This window comes from Streptomyces sp. NPDC025651, assembly GCF_055558735.1.
This window is the reverse complement of sequence record NZ_JBVHLZ010000010.1, coordinates 88,707-106,133: the sequence shown is the minus strand read 5'-3', so window position 1 is coordinate 106,133 and position 17,427 is coordinate 88,707. Positions and strand designations below refer to the sequence as shown.

Here is a 17,427-nt window from a genome sequence, read left to right as displayed (position 1 = left end):
TGCCCCTCGCCGAGAGGCGACGGCGAGCGCGCGGGCGCCGGAGCCCCCGGCCTCACGGCGGCAGGCCATGACGGGCCCGGGGAACACCGTCCGTATGCTCGCCGTCGGCGCGCTGCGTACGCTGCGGCGGCATCTGTGGCCCGCACCCCTCTCCGAACGGCCGCGCAACCGCCGGTACTTGCGGGAGCGGATGATCGCGTTGCCGGTGCTCGCCGTCGTCGCCGCCGCCTCGTTCGGGTGGGCGTACGCGGAGGTGCGCGGGGACTCGGCGGCGCTGCGCGACAGCTTCGGGCCCGCGCTCGGGGATCTCGCCGACGCCGAGATGTCGCTGCGCATCGCCGACCGCGAGGCCGAGGAGAGCCTGCGCGCCGGGGAGGCCGTCCAGCTGAGCGGCCTCAGCCAGCGCTACCGCACGCGCACCACACGGGCCACGCAGAGCCTGAACCAGGTGGCCCGCAGCGGCGCCCTGACCACCGCGGAGCGCCAGGAGCTCGACGTGGTCTCCGGCCTCGTCGCCGACTACGGCACCTGGATCAGCTTCGCGCAGAACAACGTCGGCGACACGGCCCTGCGGAACACCGGACTCTCGTACGCCCGCAGCATGCTCTGCTCGGCCCCCGGCCCCGCCGAGAAGGACGGCGCCGAGCAGGACGGCACGGACGGCTATCCGCCCTGCGCCGCCGCGGGATCCGCCTCCGACGCGACCGCCGTCGTGGACCGCATCTCGACGCTGGAGAGCAGACTCCGCGGCAGGCTCACGGACCGGGCGGCGCTCGGCGGCGGCGTGCTCGCCGCGTCCGCCGTCGCAGGAACCGCCCTCGTGCTCCTCGTGTTCGGCCTGTGGCGCACCCAGTTCTTCGTGCGCCACCGGCTGCGGCTGCGCGTCAGCGTCCCGCTGCTGATCGCCGCGCTGCCGCTGCTCGCCGTGCCGTTCCTGGCGGCCGACGCCGTGCTCGCCCACCGTGCGCAGCAGCGGGTGGTGACGACGGCGGGCGACCTGACCGGCAGGACGTCGCCGGGCATCGAGTCGACCATCGACGAGGAGCCCTTCGGGCCCCCGCACCCCCTGCTGATCGACTCCCTGAAGAAGGACGTCACCGCCGACCTGGACGCGGGCCGCCTCTCCTCGCTCGACGGAGCCGCGCCCTGGGTGGCGCCGGTCGGCGTGCTCACCGCGGCCCTGATGGGCGCCACGCTCCACGGCTACCGCCGCGAGTACGTCCTCATCTCCCGTTCCGGAGCCGCCGTATGAGCCGCACGAGCCGTATGAGCCGTATGAGCCGCACGAGCCGCCGCACCAAGGACCGCTCCGCCCTGCGCGCCCTCCTCGCGGCCTGCCTGCTCGCCGTCACCGCCGTCACCGCCGGGGCCTGCGCGGGCGAGCGGCCCGACACGCTCGTCGTCCTCGGCCCCTGGACGGGCCCCGAGGGCGCGGCGTTCGAGTCGATGCTGCGCGAGCTCGACGACGGCACCGGAAAGACGTACTCCTACCAGGGCACCCGCTCCCTGCGCGAGACGCTCGTGGCCCAGCTGGAGGCGGGCGACCCGCCGGACGTGGCGATCCTCAACAGCGTCGGCGAACTCACCGAGTACGCCCGCGCCAACCTCCTGAGGCCCCTCGGCGCGACCGCCGCCGCCCGCGCCTACCCGCCCTGGGCCCCCTCCCTCGACATCGACGGCCTGCGCCGCACGTACTGGGTGCCGCTGAAGGTCGACCTCAAGAGCCTGGTGTGGAGCAGGGAGGGCGCGTCGGCCGCGGCCCCCGAGTGGTGCGTGGGCCTCGCCTCGCAGGCCACGTCCGGCTGGCCGGGCACCGACTGGATCGAGGACATCCTGCTCCACCAGGCGGGCCCGGAGACCTACACGGAGTGGGCCACCGGGCGGCTCGGCTGGCAGGACCCGCGGGTCCGCAAGGCGTGGACGACCTGGGCGGACCTCCTGGGCGACCGCTCCAGGAAGTCCGTCGACCAGTCCCTGACCATGTCGTACGTGGGCACACCCGACCCGGCGAAACCCGGCGGCACCCCGCGCGGACTCCTCGACTCCGTCAGGCCCCGCTGCACGCACGAGCACCAGAGCGCCTTCATCCGCTACGTGTACGCGGGCGAGCGGGTCCGCGTCGACCCGTCGGCGGGCTTCCTCGGCGGCAGCTCCGCGCACGACGGCGCCTACGAGGTGGCGGGCGACATGGCGGCCGTGTTCGGCGAGGACCCCGCGGCGCACACCCTCGTCGAGCGCCTGTCGGGCAGGACGGCCCGGGAGCTGTGGCGGGCCGAGGCGAAGGAGGAGCTGCGGCCCTTCTTCCCCGGCAGGACCGACCCCCAGCCGACCGACCCGACGGGGCGGCGCGTCGCGGAGATCCTCACCGAGAAGGCGCGGACGCTGTGCTTCGACGCCTCGGACGTGATGCCGCCCGGCCTGCGCGACGCGTTCCACCGCGCCGTCCTGCAGTACTTCAAGGACCCGAAGGGCAAGCGGCTCGACACGCTCCTGGAGCAGCTGGACACCGTGCGCGAGCACGCCACGGCGGACGCGTCCGAGCGGCTGCCCCGCTCCGGGGTCTGCGCGCCGCCGGGCGGCTGAGCCTCCCGGCGGCCTGGCACCCGGCGGGGACCTGCCTCAGCGGACCAGCTCCTCCGGGCAGGCCGTGCCGCGCGGCAGCTGGTAGGGCGCGCCGAGCCGGTAGGTGCCGGCCTTCGGGGCGTGCAGCTCGGTCCACTTGTCGCCGGCCCGGTCCTCGTGGGCCTCCACCAGGCAGCCGTTGACGTTCTCGAACTTCTTGGGGCGCTTCTCGTTCAGCTCCCGCTGCCGCTTGGAGGCCTCGGTCTCCTTGGGCCGCTCGACGCCCTTGCCGTTCTCGTCGACGATGCTCAGCCACGGCGAGTAGGGGATGCGGATCAGGATGCGGCCCGGCTTCGTCACGCGGATCGTCATCTCGCCCTGCTCGGCGCGCTCCACGACGGCGTTCGGCTCGGCGAGCGGCTTCGGGTCGGTGACCTCGTACAGCTGCCAGTTCGAGTCGACCCACACCTGCTTCAGATACGGCAGGCCGTCCTCGACGAGCTGCGCCTCGCGCTTGCCGCCGTCGCCGTCGGGCTCGCCCTTGGGCAGCACGACGTAATGCACGGACCAGCGCTGCAGCCACTCGTGGTAGTTCGCCGAGTTCAGGGTGTCGTCGTAGAAGAGCGGGTTGCGCTCCATGTCCGCCTGCCGGTTCCAGCCGCGGGCCAGCTGGACGTAGGGGGCGAGGGCGGACGCCTCGCGGTGGCTGCGGGCGGGGACGACCTCGACGCGGCCCTTCTCGGCGCCGACCTCCTGCAGTTCGTTGACCAGCGGGGCCAGCTCACGGGTCCAGGAGGCCTGGGGCGTCGTGTGCACGATGTCGTCGACGGTCTTGAAGCCGACCCAGCCGACGAAGGTGGCGCAGGCGAGGAGGATCGCGTACCACTTGCGGGACTTCGGCACGGCGTACGGCAGGGCGGCCAGCAGCACGACGACCGCGAAGGACATCGCGAGGCGCGTGATGTTGGAGCCGATCTGCGAGTTGATGATCCAGACGCCGAGGACGAACGCCCCGTACACGGCGCTGGTGATCCGGACCGTCTTCCACTCCTTCGGTACGAGGAAGTAGACGGCGACGGCGAACAGCAGCGGCAGCGACGCCGAGCCGAAGGACATCGGCTGGGTGCCGGAGAACGGGAAGAGCCAGGCGGAGAGCCCCACGACGATGGACGGCGCGATGCCAAGGGCGTACGCGCCCGGGTAGCGCTTGCTCAGGAACAGCGCGACGGCGACGAGCCCGACGAAGAGCCCGGCCACCGGGCTGCCCATCGTCGCCAGCGCCGCGAAGGGGGCGGCGACCAGGGCCTTCGCCCACCGCTTGTAGCGCCAGCGGTGCGGCCAGCAGAAGACGGCGGCGACCGCCGCGAGCGCGAACATCTGGCCGAGGCCATAGGTCACGCGGCCCGATATGGCGTTGCACACCAGCGCGAAGACACCCGCGGCGACGGGCCACAGCAGCCCCTTCACGGCACGGCTGCGCATCAGGATCAGCGTGAGCAGGCCGGCCGAGACGGTGCCGGCGATCATCATCGTCGTCCGGACGCCGAGCACCGACATCAGATACGGCGAGACGATGCTGTACGACACCGGGTGCATGCCGCCGTACCAGGCGAGGTTGTACGCCGAGTCGGGGTGCCGGCCGACGAACTCGGCCCAGGCGTCCTGCGCCGCGAGGTCGCCGCCGCTGTTGGCGAACGTGAAGAACCAGATGACGTGCAGCACCGCGGCGATCGCGGTGGTGATCGTCACCGGGTGGCACAGGAAGCGCCTCGTCCAGGGGTCGGTGGGCTCGGTGGCCGCGGGTGTGCGGCGCTGCGCCGGCAGCTTTATTCGCGTACCGGTACTGCTGTTCTCGCCGCCGCCCGTACGCGTGTCGGGCTCGGCGTCGTCGGCGCGCGTCGGCTCCGCTGTGGCCACTGGTGGCTCTCCCCGTGTCGTCCTGTCCCCGGGGTCGCGCCGTCGGGGGTTCGTCCCGGAACACCCCGTCATCGGCCCCGGCGTACTGCCCCCGAGCTTGTGACGCTAGCACGCACGAGCGGAGGGGCGCCCCGGGGCAGTGGGCCCCACGACGTTCGAGGTGATCAGAAGGTTGCCCATGATTTCCGTACCGCATTGATCACGACTGCACACCGAAGCCTCTTTACATTCCGCAAATCAGGATACTTCACCTCATATCAAGCTTGACCCGGAAAGAAGCAAGCCCTGAGGATGATGATCATTCGCCGGGCCGCGCCATCGCCCCGACTGGCGGCAGCCACGGGAAGAACTCCTCAACTGCCGTAGATGGCATGCCGGTTGGCGGTTCGTGGTCCGCTTCGCCGCGCGACACACACCTCATCACAAGCAAGCGCAGCCACCGCTGCCCACAACGCCACCACACACGCCTTCCACGGGGCGGCCCGGGCGGCAGGATCCCGCCCCGCCCCGCCCGGAGGGCAGGAGGAGACCCATGGCCGACGAGATGGTGAAACGTGCCCAAAGGTTCGTGAACACGACCTACAACAACGGCGCGACGCTCGGCATATCCAAGCTGGCGGAGAACGGGAAGACCGGCTGGCCCACGATGTACGCCCTGACCAGGGCGCTGCAGTACGAGATGGGCATCAAAGCCCTGTCGAACGCCTTCGGGCCGACCACACTGGCCACGATCGGCGAGAAGTACGGCAAGCTGGACGAGAAGACCATCCCGTCCGCCAATTTCTGCCGCATCATCCAGGCCGCCCTGTACTGCAAGGGCTACGACGGCGGCGACATGGACGGCAAGTACAACGACCGGGTCAAGGCATCCGTCGCCAAGCTGCACAAGAACATGGGCGTCGACGGCACGTATCCGGGCAGCTCCCTGTGGCCGAAGGTGGTCAAGGGCCTGTTCAACATGGACGCCTACGTCACCGTCAGCGGCGGCTCGGACACCATCCGGTCCATCCAGCAGTGGCTGAACGGCAAGTACGTCCTGCGCAAGGACTACTACGTCATCCCCTGTGACGGTCACCACTCCCGGGACGTCGCCAAGTCGATGCTGCTCGCGATCCAGTACGAGCTGGGCATGGCCGACGGCGTCGCCAACGGCGCCTTCGGCCCCGGCACCCGGTCCGGCCTGAAGTCCCACACGGTCTCGGTCGGCACCAAGGGCGTCTGGGCGATGCTGTTCACCGGGGCGATGATCCTCAACAAGCGCAAGGTCCCCTTCGGGAACTTCACCCCCGAGGTGAAGACCGGCGTGGAGAAGTTCCAGTCCTTCAGCAAGCTCAAGGTCACCGGTCTCGGCGACTTCGAGACCTGGGCCTCGCTGCTCGTCTCGTACGGCGACCAGTCCCGCAAGGGCACGGCCTGCGACGGCGTCACCATGATCACTCCGGCGCGCGCGGCGGCGCTGAAGAGCGCCGGGTACAAGTACGTCGGCCGGTACCTGTACAACCCGGATCCCAACCCGAAGGGCGACCTGAAGGAGAAGCAGATCCAGCCCGGCGAGCTGGCCACCATCAAGAAGGCCGGGCTGCGCTGCTTCCCGATCTTCCAGACGTGGAGCCGGTCGGCGGACTACTTCAGCTACAACCAGGGCACCGGGGACGCGTTCCGCGCGATCGAGTGGGCCCGGGTCCACGGGTTCAAGCCGGGCACCATCATCTACTTCGCGGTCGACTACGACGCCATGGACGGCGAGGTCACCGAGTACATCATTCCGCACTTCCGCGGGGTGATGCGGACGATCGGCGAGAACTCCGGGTACGGCGTGGGCGTCTACGGTCCGCGCAACGTGTGCCAGCGCGTCGCGGACGCCGGATACTCCGCGACGAGTTTCGTCTCCGACATGTCCAGCGGATTCTCCGGCAACCTCGGCTACCCGCTGCCCACCAACTGGGCCTTCGACCAGATCGCCACCGTCACCGTCGGCTCGGGCGACGGCAGGATCGAGATCGACAACAACATCGCGTCCGGCCGTGACACGGGTCAGGGCGACTTCGACGCCGGCTCCTCGCTCAACGGCGCGGACAGGGACCTGGACAAGAAGGCCTACCGGGACGCGATGCTGAAGGACGTCCAGAACTACCTGACGTCGATCGGCGTCCCCGAGACCGGTGGGGACGAGTGGAACGACAAAGACTGGGCCACCCTGGGCGGCGTCTCCACCACCAAGGCGTTCGACATGGTGCTCAGCGCGGACTGGCTGTTCACCTCGCTGGCACGCCAGCTCAAGCTCCGCAAGGCACTCATCCAGGCGCCGGTGCTGTGGGAGCTGCGGAAGCTGAACCCGGGGGACGCCGCCGCCGACGAGCTGGTCAAGAAGGGCCTGAGGGACGACTCAAGCACCGGCTGGGGACAGATCTTCGCCTGGGCGACGATCGAGGCCCGCAACTACTGCATGCAGCAGAAGATCATCAACGGCACGCCGCTCACCAAGGCCGACACCCGGTCGGTGTGGAAGCAGCTCAACGAGGACGAGACGTACAACATCCGCTCGGTCGCCTACCTGACGGTCTACAACGCCCACCAGCTCGGCATCGCCCGCCCGAGCCTGACCACCGGCCTGGCCGACACCCAGGCCCTGCTGGCCCGCTACAACGGGACCGGCGCCGACGCGAAGCAGTACGGCCGTGAACTGATCGGCCTGTACAAGGTGTTGGAGAACTACAACGCCCTGTCGCGCGCCAAGTGACGACCGTCGCGAACGGAGAGTGGGAACGGATGGCAAGGCACTGGTCGGCGCCGCTCCTGGTGAACGTACTGCTCGGCATCCCCGGAGTGGTACCGATCTGGCTGCTGTGGTACCTCGCGGCGAACTGGCCGCTGGCCGAACTCGGCCTGACCGCGCGGGAACCGACGGAGAACGACGGCATGCTGGGCTGGCTGCTGATCGTCGTCCCCGTCGTCGTGCTGTACGGCCTGCTCTGGTGGCTGGCCAACAGGCCCCTCCGGCGCGGGAGCACGCTCGCTCCCCACGTGTACTGGCCGCTCAGTGTCCTGGCCACACTCCTGCCGACGGTCGCCCTCATCATCACCCTCTGAACTCTCCGAACCCTCCGAACCCTCTGAACTCTCCGAACTCTCCGAGAAAGGCACCGAAGACGTGCAGCACGACGACATGCGGGACGGCATATCGCGACGGAACGTGATGAAGCACGCGGGTGTCATCACGACCGCCGTGGCCGTGAGTTCCTTCGCCCCGGGCGTCGCCACGGCGGCGCCCGCGCGGAAGTCACCCGCACAGAGCCGGACGGCGGAGCCTTCCAAGGCGCCCACGTCCGCGAACGGCTGGCCCCTGGAGGACGAGGCGAACCACGTCTCCACGGTGTGGACCCGCCCGGTCCCCGGGACCGGCCTGAAGGTCGACGTCCGGATCGGCGACGTGGAACTGATCCTGCTCCACGTCATCCGGCGCTTCCACTACGAGGTCGAACAGCTCCCCCAGGTCGACCTCGCCGGCTGGCGTCCGATCGGCGGCCTGGGCAAGGGCCTGCCCGAGTCGAACCTCGCCTCCGGCACCGCGGTGCGCATCCGCCCGGGCGCCGCCGCGAAGGGCGGGCTCTTCCCGCTCCAGGAACTGGTGGTGCGCGACATCCTCGCCGACTGCCGGGGCGTGGTCCGCTGGGGCGGCGACGACAGCCCGGTCGACGAGTCGCTCTTCTACCTCGACCGCGGCCCGGACGACGAACTGGTGCGCCAGGTCGCCGACCGGCTGCGCGCGGACGAAGCGACCCCGGGCGAGGGTGCGGGTGCCCAGGTGGACGTGATGGCCACGTCGCGACGCGAGCAGGCGGACCGGCTGGCCCAGCAGCAGCGCGAGCGCTGAACCGCACGCCCGGAGAGGACGGCCACCGCGACCACGGACAGGACGTGGTGGCCGTCCGGGCCACGACAGCCGGAACGACATCACCGCAGAGGCAACCACATGACCCCACCCGAAAGCCCGAGTCCCGCAGGTGCGGCGGCGGAGAGCCGCAACGGACAGGAGCTGTTGATCGTGCAGCTGCTCTACAGCGGACTGGACGACGCGGCCATCGGCCGACGGCTGGGGATGAGCCGTCGCACGGTGCAGCGCCGCGTCCATACGCTGATGCTCCGCCTGGAAGCCCCCGGGCGAGTCGCTCTGGGCGCACGGGCCCAGCAGCTCGGCTGGCTGGAGCCGCCTCGGGCGCGGCCTCGGCCTAACGGGACGCTTCGAGCACCTGCCGCGCCTTGCGCACCACGTCGGCGCTCTGCCGCCGCACCTCGTCCAGCGAGTCTGCCTTCTCCTCGATGAGCCGCTTCTGCCAACGCGTCTCCTGCTGGTACCAGGTCTGGTTGACCTGGTACTTCTCGCGGCAGTCGAGGTCCGTGCGGGCCACCGCGAGCTCCTCGTCGCTGATGTCCCGCTCGGCGAAGGCCTCGTCGTCGTTGGCGTCCATCGGCGTCCGGTAGTCGTAGCCCTGCTTCTTCATGCAGGCCGACCACGACCGGAACGCCTTCTGCACGTCGGGCTCCCGCTGCGCCCTGCCGTACGCGTCGTTGGCCATCGTCTCGGCCGGCGCCGTGAAGCTCTCGTCGCCGGCGCCCTCGCCCAGCTCCACCGAGACGTCCCGCACGCAACCGCCGGGCCCACGGCCTTCGGCCGGTCCCTCGCCCTTTCCGTACAGCGCCGTGCGCTCGGCCCGCGAGAGTTCCCGCTTGAGGTCCGTGACCTGTGCCGTGGCCTTCTCGTGCGCCTCGAGCAGTTCCGGGTCGGGGTGATATCCCCACCGCTCGACGTCGTCGCGTTCCCAGATCCCGTACCGCCCGTCGGTCAACGACTGACCGCCGATCTCGGGAAGTTCGGGCGGCTGGTCGTACGAAAACCCCTGCTTCTCCATGCAGTCCTTCAGCAGCGCGGTACGCGCCTGCGTGATCGCCTGCTCCTCTTTCCCGGTCGGCAGGTACGCCTCCACGGGAAGTGCCCACGTCCCGTCGGCGGCCCCGTCGCCCACCGCTTCGTCCGACGCGCCGCCGCCCGCGCAGCCGGACACCACGGCCACCGTCAGCGCGCAGGCCGCCCACCGCACCGCACGGCCACGCGGCCTGCCGTTCTTGCCGCCCGTCATGCCCTCACACCTCTGCTTCACCGTTCTCGCTCTGACTCAGAACACGGCGGGGCGGCCCTGTGCCGCCCCGCCGCCTCACCGGGCTGCGCCGGCCGGGTCAGCTATGCCACTTGAAGGAGGCGTTCTGGTTGTAGGTGTTCTTCAGGTTCTTCTTCGTGTTCGGGCGCAGGGTGTCGGAAGCGCCCTTCCACCAGCTGTTGAAATAGACCGTCGCCTTGTAGGTGCCGCTCTTGTTCTGGGCGGAGGCCGCGTTGTTCTTCACCGGCTTGCCCGAACCGCTCTTGTACGGGGCACGCGTGTCGTCGCAGTAACGCCACGGGCCGAGGTAGTCGGCGCCCCGGTCGAAGTTGCCCTCGGAGTAACCGAAGTACCGGTAAGCGCCGCTCTGATTCGAGTTGTAGCGCAGGGCGAAGTCCCACCCGGCGTTGCACGCCTTCACGCCCACGTTCTTGTCCGTCGCTGATGCCGGTGTACCGACGGCGACCACGAGGCAGGCGCCGGAGAGTGCCACCGCGGCTCCGCGAAGCTTCTTCATCTTCTTCTTCCTTGGGTCATAAACGGCTGATTCAAGACCGAACTGATCTACCGGCTCCCAAGTCGCCCTCACAACCTCAAACAGCCCTCATGACGCATTTACGACAATGACGCCCGCGAGTTGTGCGCTATGCCTGAAATGTTCGCCTGTGGAGCGAGGCGCTCCGGATAGCTTGAGCCGGAATTGGCCCTGGGCCGCACGGCAAGCCGGAGGAAAAGAAGCATGACGACCGAGCGGGCGACGGCCCTGGGCAGGCGGCGCCGTACGGTGGTGGCCCTGGTCGCCGGAGCGGTCGTCCTGACCGGCGCGGGAGCGGCGGGGGGCCGGCTCGTCAAGTCCCCGCAGCAGGTCGCCGCCGAGGCCGGTCCCCCCGAACCGGACGTGCTGACCGCGCCCGTGGAGCGGCGCGTCCTGAAGGACACCGTGGTGACCCGTGGTCTCGTCCGGGCCCGGCAGAGTCTCGACATCAGCACGTCCGGCACCGGCGGCGGCGATGCCTCCCGGTCCGTCGTCACCCGCGTGAAGGTCAAGCAGGACGACAAGGTGTCGCCCGGCCACGTCCTCGTCGAGGTCTCCGGGCGCCCCGTCTTCGTGCTCCGCGGCAGCCTCCCCGCCTACCGCGACCTGCGCCCCGGCCTGCACGGCGACGATGTCGCGCAGCTGCAGAAGGCCCTGGCCGACACGGGTTTCGGCACCGGGGGCGACACCCCGGGCCGGTTCGGCACCGGCACCGCGCGAGCCGTCGAACGCCTCTACGCGTCTCTCGGCTACGACCCGTCCCGAGGCGGGGAGAAGACCGAGGGCGCCACCGGCGCATCGTCCGCGGGCCCTGTCGTCCCGGTCTCCGAACTGGTCTACGTACCTACCTTCCCCGCCCGCGTCGAGACCGTGACCGCACGGGTCGGGCGGGAACCGGGAGAGAAGCTGATGACGCTCAGCACCGGCGACCTGACGGTACGCGGCACCCTCAGGCCCGACGAGAAGAACCTGGTGCGCGCGGGCCAGCGGGTCGAGATCTCCTCCGAGACCACCGGCACGACGGCGAACGGCACGGTCAAGTCGGTCGCCCGCGAACTGTCCGAAGGCACGCGCGACGGCGGACAGGACGGCGCGCCCGACTCCCGCGCCGGGTACGCGGTCACCGTCACCCCCGACGAGCCGCTCGACCCCCGGCTGGCGGGGCAGGACGTGCGCCTGACCGTGGAAGCGGCGGCGTCCGACGGGGAGGTACTGGTGGTGCCCCTCTCCGCGGTCACCTCCGGCGCCGACGCCAAGTCGGTCGTCACCGTGTGCACTTCGGACGGCGGGCAACGACGCGTACCGGTGCGCACGGGCATATCCGGTGACGGGTACGTCGAAGTCACACCGACCGGGAGCGGGCAGCTGAGACAGGGCGACGCCGTCTCCGTCGGTGTCGAGTCCGCCGCCCGCGCCGGGCGTGCCCGGTGACCCCTCACACGCCCGCCGCCGGGACCACCCCACCCGTACTGGAAATGCGCGGGGCCGCGCTCACCTACCCCGGCCCGCCTCCCGTGCGGGCGCTGAAGCCCTGCCACATCCGCGTCCACCCCGGCGAGTACGTGACCGTCACGGGCCCCTCCGGGTCCGGCAAGTCCACCTTCCTCAACATCGCCGGACTCCTCGACACCCCCACCCAGGGCACCTGCCTGCTCGACGGCACCGACACCACGACCCTCTCCGAACGCGAGCGCACCGCTCTGCGCGGCGGCCGCATCGGCTTCGTCTTCCAGTCCTTCCATCTCGTCCCGCACCGCAGCGCCGCGGAGAACGTCATGCTGGGCATGCTCTACAACCCCGCCGTGGCCCGGCACGAGCGCACCGCGCTGGCCCGCGAGGCCCTGGTGCGCGTAGGCCTCGGCCACCGCCTCGACGCGCTCCCCACGCGGCTCTCGGGCGGCGAGCGCCAGCGTGTCGCCATCGCCCGGGCCCTGGCCGCCGCTCCCTCGCTCCTGCTGTGTGACGAGCCCACGGGAAACCTCGACACCGCGACCGCGGGCGCCGTCCTCGAACTCCTCGACGCCCTACACCAGGACGGCATGACGCTCGTCGTCATCACCCACGACCAGGAGGTCGCCGACCGCGGCGACCGCACGCTGCGCATCCGGGACGGCGAGGTCACCGACGTACAGCGCCGGAGCACGGAGGGAGCGGCACCGTGCGTCTGAACCGCCGGGCGCGGGCCGGCCGTACCCGCTCCCACCTCGGCCCCCGGGACCTGCTGGCGGAAGCCCTGGCAGGCGTGTTGCAGCGCCCCGGCCGGTCCACGCTCACCGCGCTGGGCACGGTCCTCGGCGTGGGCACCCTGGTGACGGTGCTGGGTCTGACGGCGACGGCCTCGTCGCAGATCGACGCCCGCTTCAACCGGCTCACCGCGACCGAAGTGACGGTCAGGGACACCGGCGGCACGGACTCCGAGACCGTCGCCAACTCCTTTCCCGCCGATGCCGACTCCCGGATCGAACGGCTCAACGGCAGTCGCCACGCGGGCGTCTACTGGACCGTGGGACTCGGCCGGAACAACCTGGTCAGCGCATCGCCCGCCCCCGGCGCCGAACGGGAGCGCGCCACGACCGTGGCCGCCTCCCCCGGTGTCCTGCGGGCGGCCGGGGCACGACTGCGCCACGGGCGCGTCTTCGACGGTTTCCACGAGCGGCGCCACGAGCGGGTCGCCGTCGTCGGCAGCGCCCTCGCCTCCCGGCTCGGCATCACCACTCTGCGCGGCAACCCGGCGGTCTTCGTCGACGACGCCCCGTTCACCGTCATCGGCATCGTCGAGGACGTGGACCGCAAGCCCGACCTGCTGCTGTCCGTCGTGGTGCCCCGGAGCACGGCGGAGGAGCTGTGGGGCGGGCCCGAACCGGGCGAACGTGCCCGGATGCTCATCTCCACCCGGCTCGGCGCGGCACGGCAACTGGCCGCGCAGGCCGCGACGGCGCTCGACCCCGCTCATCCCGAGCGCTTCACGGCCGTGCCGCCGTCCGACCCCCGGACGCTGCGCACCACGGTGACCGGCGACCTGGAGCAGCTCTTTCTGCTGCTCGCGGGGGTGTGCCTGGTCATCGGCGCGGTCGGCATCGCCAACACCACACTCGTCGCCGTCATGGAACGGACCGGGGAGATCGGGCTCCGCCGTGCGCTGGGCGCCCGGCGCCACCACATCACCCTCCAGTTCCTCACGGAATCCGGCATCCTGGGCGCGCTCGGCGGCATCGCGGGAACCGCCGCGGGCACCGTCGCGGTCGTCGCGGTCGCATACGTCCGCGAGTGGACCCCCGTCACTCACCCCGCGGTGCTGGTCGCGGCTCCGGTGACCGGCCTGGTGACCGGGCTGCTCGCCGGCCTCTATCCGGCGTGGCGGGCCAGCCGCGTGCCGCCCGCGGAGGCGCTGCGCAGGTAGGAGGCGCCGACAAAGGCCTGTGTCCCCTCCCCCGGCGGGGAGGGGACACAGGCCTTTGGTTCGGGCCCGACGGCCCGCGGCGTCAGACCGCTCGTGTCAGCTGACCCGCGTCAGCTTGGCGCCGAAGCCCGGCTCGGAGAGGTCCTTCTGCAGGGCGACCGGTACCTCCACGGCGCCGCCCTTGCCGTCGCCGACGCTCAGCACGCCGACCTTGGTGCCGGCCTTCGCCGAGTGCGGCAGGGTCTTGCCCTTCTGGGCGTCCAGCTCCAGCTTCACGGTCAGGCCGCCCCAGCCGACGGCGGGGACGTCCTTGGTGGCGACGACGGGCGTCGAACCGCCCAGGCCGTCCTCCACCTCACCGACCACGTCGCCCTTCTTGACGACGGTCTTGGACTTGAGCGCGCCCTTTCCGGCCTGGATGAGTTCCTTGGTGACCCGGGTGACCTCGTCGATGTTGGCCACGCCGTTGTCGCCGTACTGGCCGAGGGCCGCGCCGATGATCGTCTGCTCCTTGCCGTCGATCACCCTCCTCGCGGCGAAGAGGATGTTGCCGCCGGCCGCGGTGGTGGTGCCGGTCTTGATGCCGATCGCGACGGTCGGGACGAGGCCGAAGAAGTTCTTCTGCTTGTCGCCGTTGAGGTCGATGTACTCGGGCTGGCGGGAGATCTCGTTGAAGACGGGGTTCTCCATGGCCGCGCGGCCGAGCTTCACGAGGTCCTCGGCGGTGGAGACGGTCGTCTTGTCCAGGCCGCTGGGGTCCGTGTAGTGCGTGTTCTTCATGCCCAGCTCCTTGGCCGTCTTGTTCATCTTCGCGACGAACTCGTCCTCGGAGTTGCTCTTGGTGTCCCAGCGGGCCAGGAGCTTGGCGACGTTGTTCGCCGACGGGAGCATGACCGCCTGGAGCGCCTCGTACTCGCGGATCTTCTGGCCCTCGGTGACCTTGACGACCGACTCGTTGGCCGGCTTGCCCGTCTCGTAGTGCTTCTGGGCGGCGGCGTCGACGGGGATCTCCGGGCCCTTGTCGCCCTTCTCCAGCGGGTGGTCGCGCAGGATCAGATAGACCGTCATGACCTTCGCGATGCTCGCGATCGGCACGGGCTTCTGGTCGCCGTGGGTGCCGAAGGTGCCGATGCCGTTGACGTCCATCGCGGCCTGGCCCTCGCCGGGCCACGGGATGGACGGCTTGCCGCCGTCGAAGGTCACGGACTCCTGCGCGGTGAGCTTCAGGGTGGGGGTCGGCAGCGGACGTACGGCCTGTACGACTGCAAAGACGACCACCAGGAGCAGGACCAGCGGCGTCCAGATCTTGACCCGGCGCACGGCGGTGCGGACCGGGGTCTCGGCGGGCGGCGGGGTGTTGGTCAGCTCGGCGAGGAGATCGAGCGGCGGCTTGGGCGGCAGGGGCTGCTGGGTGGTGCGCTCGGGGCCTACGACGCCGGGGGCAGCGGGGGCCGCGGGGGCGTCCGGGGCCTGAGCGGCCGAGGCGGCGGCTCCGGCCCCCTTGGCGGCGCCCTCCACCTTGCCCTCGGGCTTCGTCTTCGGCTTGGCGGCGGGCTCGTCGAGCGGCTTCAGCGCGACGAACTTACTGGTCCGCTCGGCATCCCTCTCGGCCTTTGCATCACCCTTTGCAGTGGCCTCACCCTTGGGCTTGTGGTCACCCAGCTTGAGCATGGTGGTGGGCTGATCGACAGCCTTGGGCGCCACGGCCTTGAACACGGCGGTGGCTTGATCGACACCGGTGGATTCGGCGGGGGTGTCCTTGGCGGAGGCGTCCTTGGCCGGAGCGTCCTTCGCGGAGGCGTCCTTGGCCGGAGCGTCCTTCGCCGAGGCGTCCTTCGCCGAGGCGTCCTTCGCCGAGATGCCCTCGGCGGAAGCGCCCTTCGTGGAACCGCCCTTGACCGGAGCGCCCTCGACGGAAGCACCCGTCGCGGAGGCGTCCTTCGCCGAGGCGTCCTTCGCCGAGATGCCCTCGGCGGAAGCGCCCTTCGTGGAACCGCCCTTGACCGGAGCGCCCTCGACGGAAGCACCCGTCGCGGAGGCGTCCTTCGCGGAGGCCTCGGGCTCGTCGGTCTTGGAACCGTCGGCGGCGCCCCCCTCAGGGGAGTCCGCCGGGGAGTCACCGGCCTCGGGCCGCGCCGGGGCATCGGTCTTGGAGTCGCTTCCGGCCTTCGACGAAGCGTCGGCCGCGTCGGCGCCCTCGGGCTTCGCGGAGCCGTCGACCACCGCCGAGGCATCGGCCTCGGGCGTCGCTTCGGGCTTCGCGGAGCCGCCGCCGACGGAGGAACCGCTCCCTGCCGAGGCGTCGGCCGAAGCCGTGACCTCCGCCTTGACCTCGGCCTCGGCCCCGGAGGAGCCGTCGCCCTTGCCCGGGGCATCGCCGGCGGACGCGCCCCCCGCCGGACCGTCGGCCTTCGCCGGGGCCTCGTCCTCGGCGGCGTCGCTCCGCGCAGGAGCGTCACTGCCGCCCGAGGAGGCGTCGTCGTTCTCCGCGGCCGGGGACTCCTCGTCGTCCGCGCCCGCCACCCAGGCCGCCACCGCGGCCCGAAGGCGCGCGTCGCCGTTCGCCTCCGGCTTGGCCCCGGAGTCGGTACCGGAGTCGGAGCCGGAGCCCGGCTCGGGGTCCGAGGCCGGCTCCGGGGTGTCGGAACCGGCCGCCGCCTTGGCGACGTCCTTCGTGGAGAAGACCGCGGTCGCGTGATCCTCACGCACCTGAGGCGTCTCGCGGGTCATCGCAAGACGCGGGTCCCGTTCCTCCGGCGCAGGCACAGAAGACTCCGCCGCAGTCGGGGTCCCCGACGACTTCCGCTGCTTCGACCTGTCGGGGGTCTCGCCCGCCACCGATGCCTCCTCGTACGCCATGCCGTATGCCGATGATGATGCCTGCCGTGTGCTGGACACCCGTCGGGACCCGACCGGACCCGCTGTCCGAACCGTGTACCAGTGTCCTGTGTGAGGGCTTAACCCCCGTGGTAGACGAGAACGACATACCTACTGGTTCCCGTACATCCCGCCCACGCACTCTCGACAGACCAAAGTGAGTTGGGTCACCCTGTCATTCATCCACGCGGGGAGGCATGGATGGGCAGGAGCCGCAGAACAATTCCGGAGGAGCTTCTGCTGCTCGCTTTGGACCCGGCCACGGGCACCACAGCGCAGCCGCAGTCGCTCGACCTCGGTCTGGCCGGAGCACAGCTAGTAGAGCTGGCGCTGGCCGGACGGATAGCCCCAGACGGGGATCGTATCGCCGTGGTGATGCCACGGCCGACCGGAGATCCGACACTGGACTCCGCGCTGGAACTGCTGCGCAGGCGCGGCAGCCCGGTTCGGGCCGTCCACTGGATCGGCGGGCCCAGGCTTGGGCTCCGCCAGACGTATCTCTCGCATCTGGAGCGGTGCGGCATGGTGCATGCCGTCGCCGGTCAGATGTGCGGGGTGCTGCCGACGACTCGCTACCAAGCGACGGACACGGCCATCAGCCGGGAAATCAGGTCCCGGCTCGATTCGGCGATCCGCACCGGTGTACCGCCGGACCCGCGGACCGCCGCGCTCGCCGCACTGGCCCACGCGGTCGGTCTCGGCAAGCATCTGTATCCCGGAAACGAAGGGCGTTCATCGCGCTCGCGCCTCCGGGATCTCATCAGGCACGACCCCATGGGCGGCCTCGTGGCACACGCCGTGATGGACGTCCAGAACGGCGTGGCCGCTCAGCCGCGCCGCAGCGCCGCACCAGCCGGTCCCGCGGGACCGGGCGGACGCCAGCCGGCCAGGTCGGCGGCGGACCCCGGCGGGGTTCCGCTGCAACCGCGCCGCGGATCCATGGCACGCGCCGTGGCTCACTGAGCACCGCTCACAAGCAC

General features: G+C 71.0%; 15 protein-coding genes. 11 read left to right on the top strand and 4 right to left on the bottom strand.

The window, feature by feature from the left end:
* Nucleotides 1–67: 67 nt before the first annotated feature.
* Entirely contained in the window at nt 68–1,252 is a 1,185-nt protein-coding gene (locus ACZ4D5_RS31090) for a hypothetical protein (protein WP_467775780.1), read from the top strand.
* A 23-nt stretch (nt 1,253–1,275) separates the two neighbouring features.
* On the top strand, nt 1,276–2,583 hold the full coding sequence (locus ACZ4D5_RS31085) for an extracellular solute-binding protein (protein ID WP_467775779.1): 1,308 nt from the start codon (nt 1,276–1,278) through the stop codon (nt 2,581–2,583).
* A gap of 36 nt (nt 2,584–2,619) precedes the next feature.
* On the opposite strand, the gene ACZ4D5_RS31080 is transcribed toward ACZ4D5_RS31085, so the two are convergent.
* The gene (locus tag ACZ4D5_RS31080) at nt 2,620–4,479 is read right to left on the bottom strand and encodes an MFS transporter (RefSeq protein WP_467775778.1); all 1,860 of its coding nucleotides are present in this window, start codon (nt 4,477–4,479) and stop codon (nt 2,620–2,622) included.
* Between the two features lie 532 nt (nt 4,480–5,011).
* On the opposite strand from ACZ4D5_RS31080, the gene ACZ4D5_RS31075 reads away from it, so the two are divergent.
* The 4 genes from ACZ4D5_RS31075 (at nt 5,012) to ACZ4D5_RS31060 (ending at nt 8,803) form a co-directional block, all read left to right on the top strand.
* Complete coding sequence (locus ACZ4D5_RS31075; protein ID WP_467775777.1) at nt 5,012–7,219, top strand: glycoside hydrolase domain-containing protein; 2,208 nt, start codon at nt 5,012–5,014, stop codon at nt 7,217–7,219.
* Between the two features lie 29 nt (nt 7,220–7,248).
* On the top strand, nt 7,249–7,569 hold the full coding sequence (locus ACZ4D5_RS31070; protein ID WP_467775776.1) for a hypothetical protein: 321 nt from the start codon (nt 7,249–7,251) through the stop codon (nt 7,567–7,569).
* Nucleotides 7,570–7,645: 76 nt separating this feature from the next.
* Entirely contained in the window at nt 7,646–8,353 is a 708-nt protein-coding gene (locus ACZ4D5_RS31065; protein ID WP_467776033.1) for a twin-arginine translocation signal domain-containing protein, read from the top strand.
* 99 nt (nt 8,354–8,452) lie between these two features.
* A complete protein-coding gene (locus ACZ4D5_RS31060; RefSeq protein WP_467775775.1) occupies nt 8,453–8,803 on the top strand; it encodes a helix-turn-helix domain-containing protein in 351 nt (116 codons plus the stop codon).
* Here ACZ4D5_RS31060 and ACZ4D5_RS31055 read toward each other — a convergent pair.
* On the bottom strand, nt 8,709–9,617 hold the full coding sequence (locus ACZ4D5_RS31055; RefSeq protein ID WP_467775774.1) for a hypothetical protein: 909 nt from the start codon (nt 9,615–9,617) through the stop codon (nt 8,709–8,711). The two genes, ACZ4D5_RS31060 and ACZ4D5_RS31055, sit on opposite strands and share 95 nt — an antisense overlap.
* 97 nt (nt 9,618–9,714) lie before the next feature.
* A complete protein-coding gene (locus ACZ4D5_RS31050; RefSeq protein ID WP_467775773.1) occupies nt 9,715–10,152 on the bottom strand; it encodes a hypothetical protein in 438 nt (145 codons plus the stop codon).
* A gap of 222 nt (nt 10,153–10,374) precedes the next feature.
* Between ACZ4D5_RS31050 and ACZ4D5_RS31045 the strand changes: the two genes are divergently transcribed.
* The 3 genes from ACZ4D5_RS31045 to ACZ4D5_RS31035 are packed head-to-tail and all read left to right on the top strand — an operon-like array spanning nt 10,375 to nt 13,570.
* A complete protein-coding gene (locus tag ACZ4D5_RS31045; RefSeq protein ID WP_467775772.1) occupies nt 10,375–11,601 on the top strand; it encodes a peptidoglycan-binding protein in 1,227 nt (408 codons plus the stop codon).
* Entirely contained in the window at nt 11,598–12,338 is a 741-nt protein-coding gene (locus ACZ4D5_RS31040; protein ID WP_467775771.1) for an ABC transporter ATP-binding protein, read from the top strand. Before ACZ4D5_RS31045 ends, ACZ4D5_RS31040 begins: the two co-directional genes overlap by 4 nt.
* The gene (locus tag ACZ4D5_RS31035) at nt 12,329–13,570 is read left to right on the top strand and encodes an ABC transporter permease (protein ID WP_467775770.1); all 1,242 of its coding nucleotides are present in this window, start codon (nt 12,329–12,331) and stop codon (nt 13,568–13,570) included. The genes ACZ4D5_RS31040 and ACZ4D5_RS31035 overlap by 10 nt, the downstream gene beginning before the upstream one ends.
* Nucleotides 13,571–13,666: 96 nt before the next feature.
* Here ACZ4D5_RS31035 and ACZ4D5_RS31030 read toward each other — a convergent pair whose 3' ends face one another.
* Nucleotides 13,667–14,716, bottom strand: a complete 1,050-nt coding sequence (locus ACZ4D5_RS31030; protein ID WP_467776032.1) for a D-alanyl-D-alanine carboxypeptidase — start codon at nt 14,714–14,716, stop codon at nt 13,667–13,669.
* 592 nt (nt 14,717–15,308) lie between these two features.
* On the opposite strand from ACZ4D5_RS31030, the gene ACZ4D5_RS31025 reads away from it, so the two are divergent.
* Nucleotides 15,309–16,268 carry a pentapeptide repeat-containing protein gene (locus ACZ4D5_RS31025; RefSeq protein ID WP_467775769.1) on the top strand — a complete coding sequence of 320 codons (960 nt, stop codon included), beginning with the start codon at nt 15,309–15,311 and terminating at the stop codon, nt 16,266–16,268.
* A gap of 380 nt (nt 16,269–16,648) precedes the next feature.
* Entirely contained in the window at nt 16,649–17,410 is a 762-nt protein-coding gene (locus ACZ4D5_RS31020) for a GOLPH3/VPS74 family protein (RefSeq protein ID WP_055696788.1), read from the top strand.
* Nucleotides 17,411–17,427 lie beyond the last annotated feature (17 nt).

What these genes read in the sequence shown, in the direction of transcription:
- ACZ4D5_RS31065 (WP_467776033.1), top strand. Translation starts at nt 7,646, where the DNA reads ATGCGGGACGGCATATCGCGACGGAACGTGATGAAGCACGCGGGTGTC.
- ACZ4D5_RS31085 (WP_467775779.1), top strand. Translation starts at nt 1,276, where the DNA reads ATGAGCCGCACGAGCCGCCGCACCAAGGACCGCTCCGCCCTGCGCGCC.
- ACZ4D5_RS31030 (WP_467776032.1), bottom strand. Translation starts at nt 14,716, where the DNA reads ATGGACGTCAACGGCATCGGCACCTTCGGCACCCACGGCGACCAGAAG.
- ACZ4D5_RS31070 (WP_467775776.1), top strand. Translation starts at nt 7,249, where the DNA reads ATGGCAAGGCACTGGTCGGCGCCGCTCCTGGTGAACGTACTGCTCGGC.
- ACZ4D5_RS31055 (WP_467775774.1), bottom strand. Translation starts at nt 9,617, where the DNA reads ATGACGGGCGGCAAGAACGGCAGGCCGCGTGGCCGTGCGGTGCGGTGG.
- ACZ4D5_RS31050 (WP_467775773.1), bottom strand. Translation starts at nt 10,152, where the DNA reads ATGAAGAAGCTTCGCGGAGCCGCGGTGGCACTCTCCGGCGCCTGCCTC.
- ACZ4D5_RS31090 (WP_467775780.1), top strand. Translation starts at nt 68, where the DNA reads ATGACGGGCCCGGGGAACACCGTCCGTATGCTCGCCGTCGGCGCGCTG.
- ACZ4D5_RS31060 (WP_467775775.1), top strand. Translation starts at nt 8,453, where the DNA reads ATGACCCCACCCGAAAGCCCGAGTCCCGCAGGTGCGGCGGCGGAGAGC.
- ACZ4D5_RS31075 (WP_467775777.1), top strand. Translation starts at nt 5,012, where the DNA reads ATGGCCGACGAGATGGTGAAACGTGCCCAAAGGTTCGTGAACACGACC.
- ACZ4D5_RS31020 (WP_055696788.1), top strand. Translation starts at nt 16,649, where the DNA reads ATGGGCAGGAGCCGCAGAACAATTCCGGAGGAGCTTCTGCTGCTCGCT.
- ACZ4D5_RS31045 (WP_467775772.1), top strand. Translation starts at nt 10,375, where the DNA reads ATGACGACCGAGCGGGCGACGGCCCTGGGCAGGCGGCGCCGTACGGTG.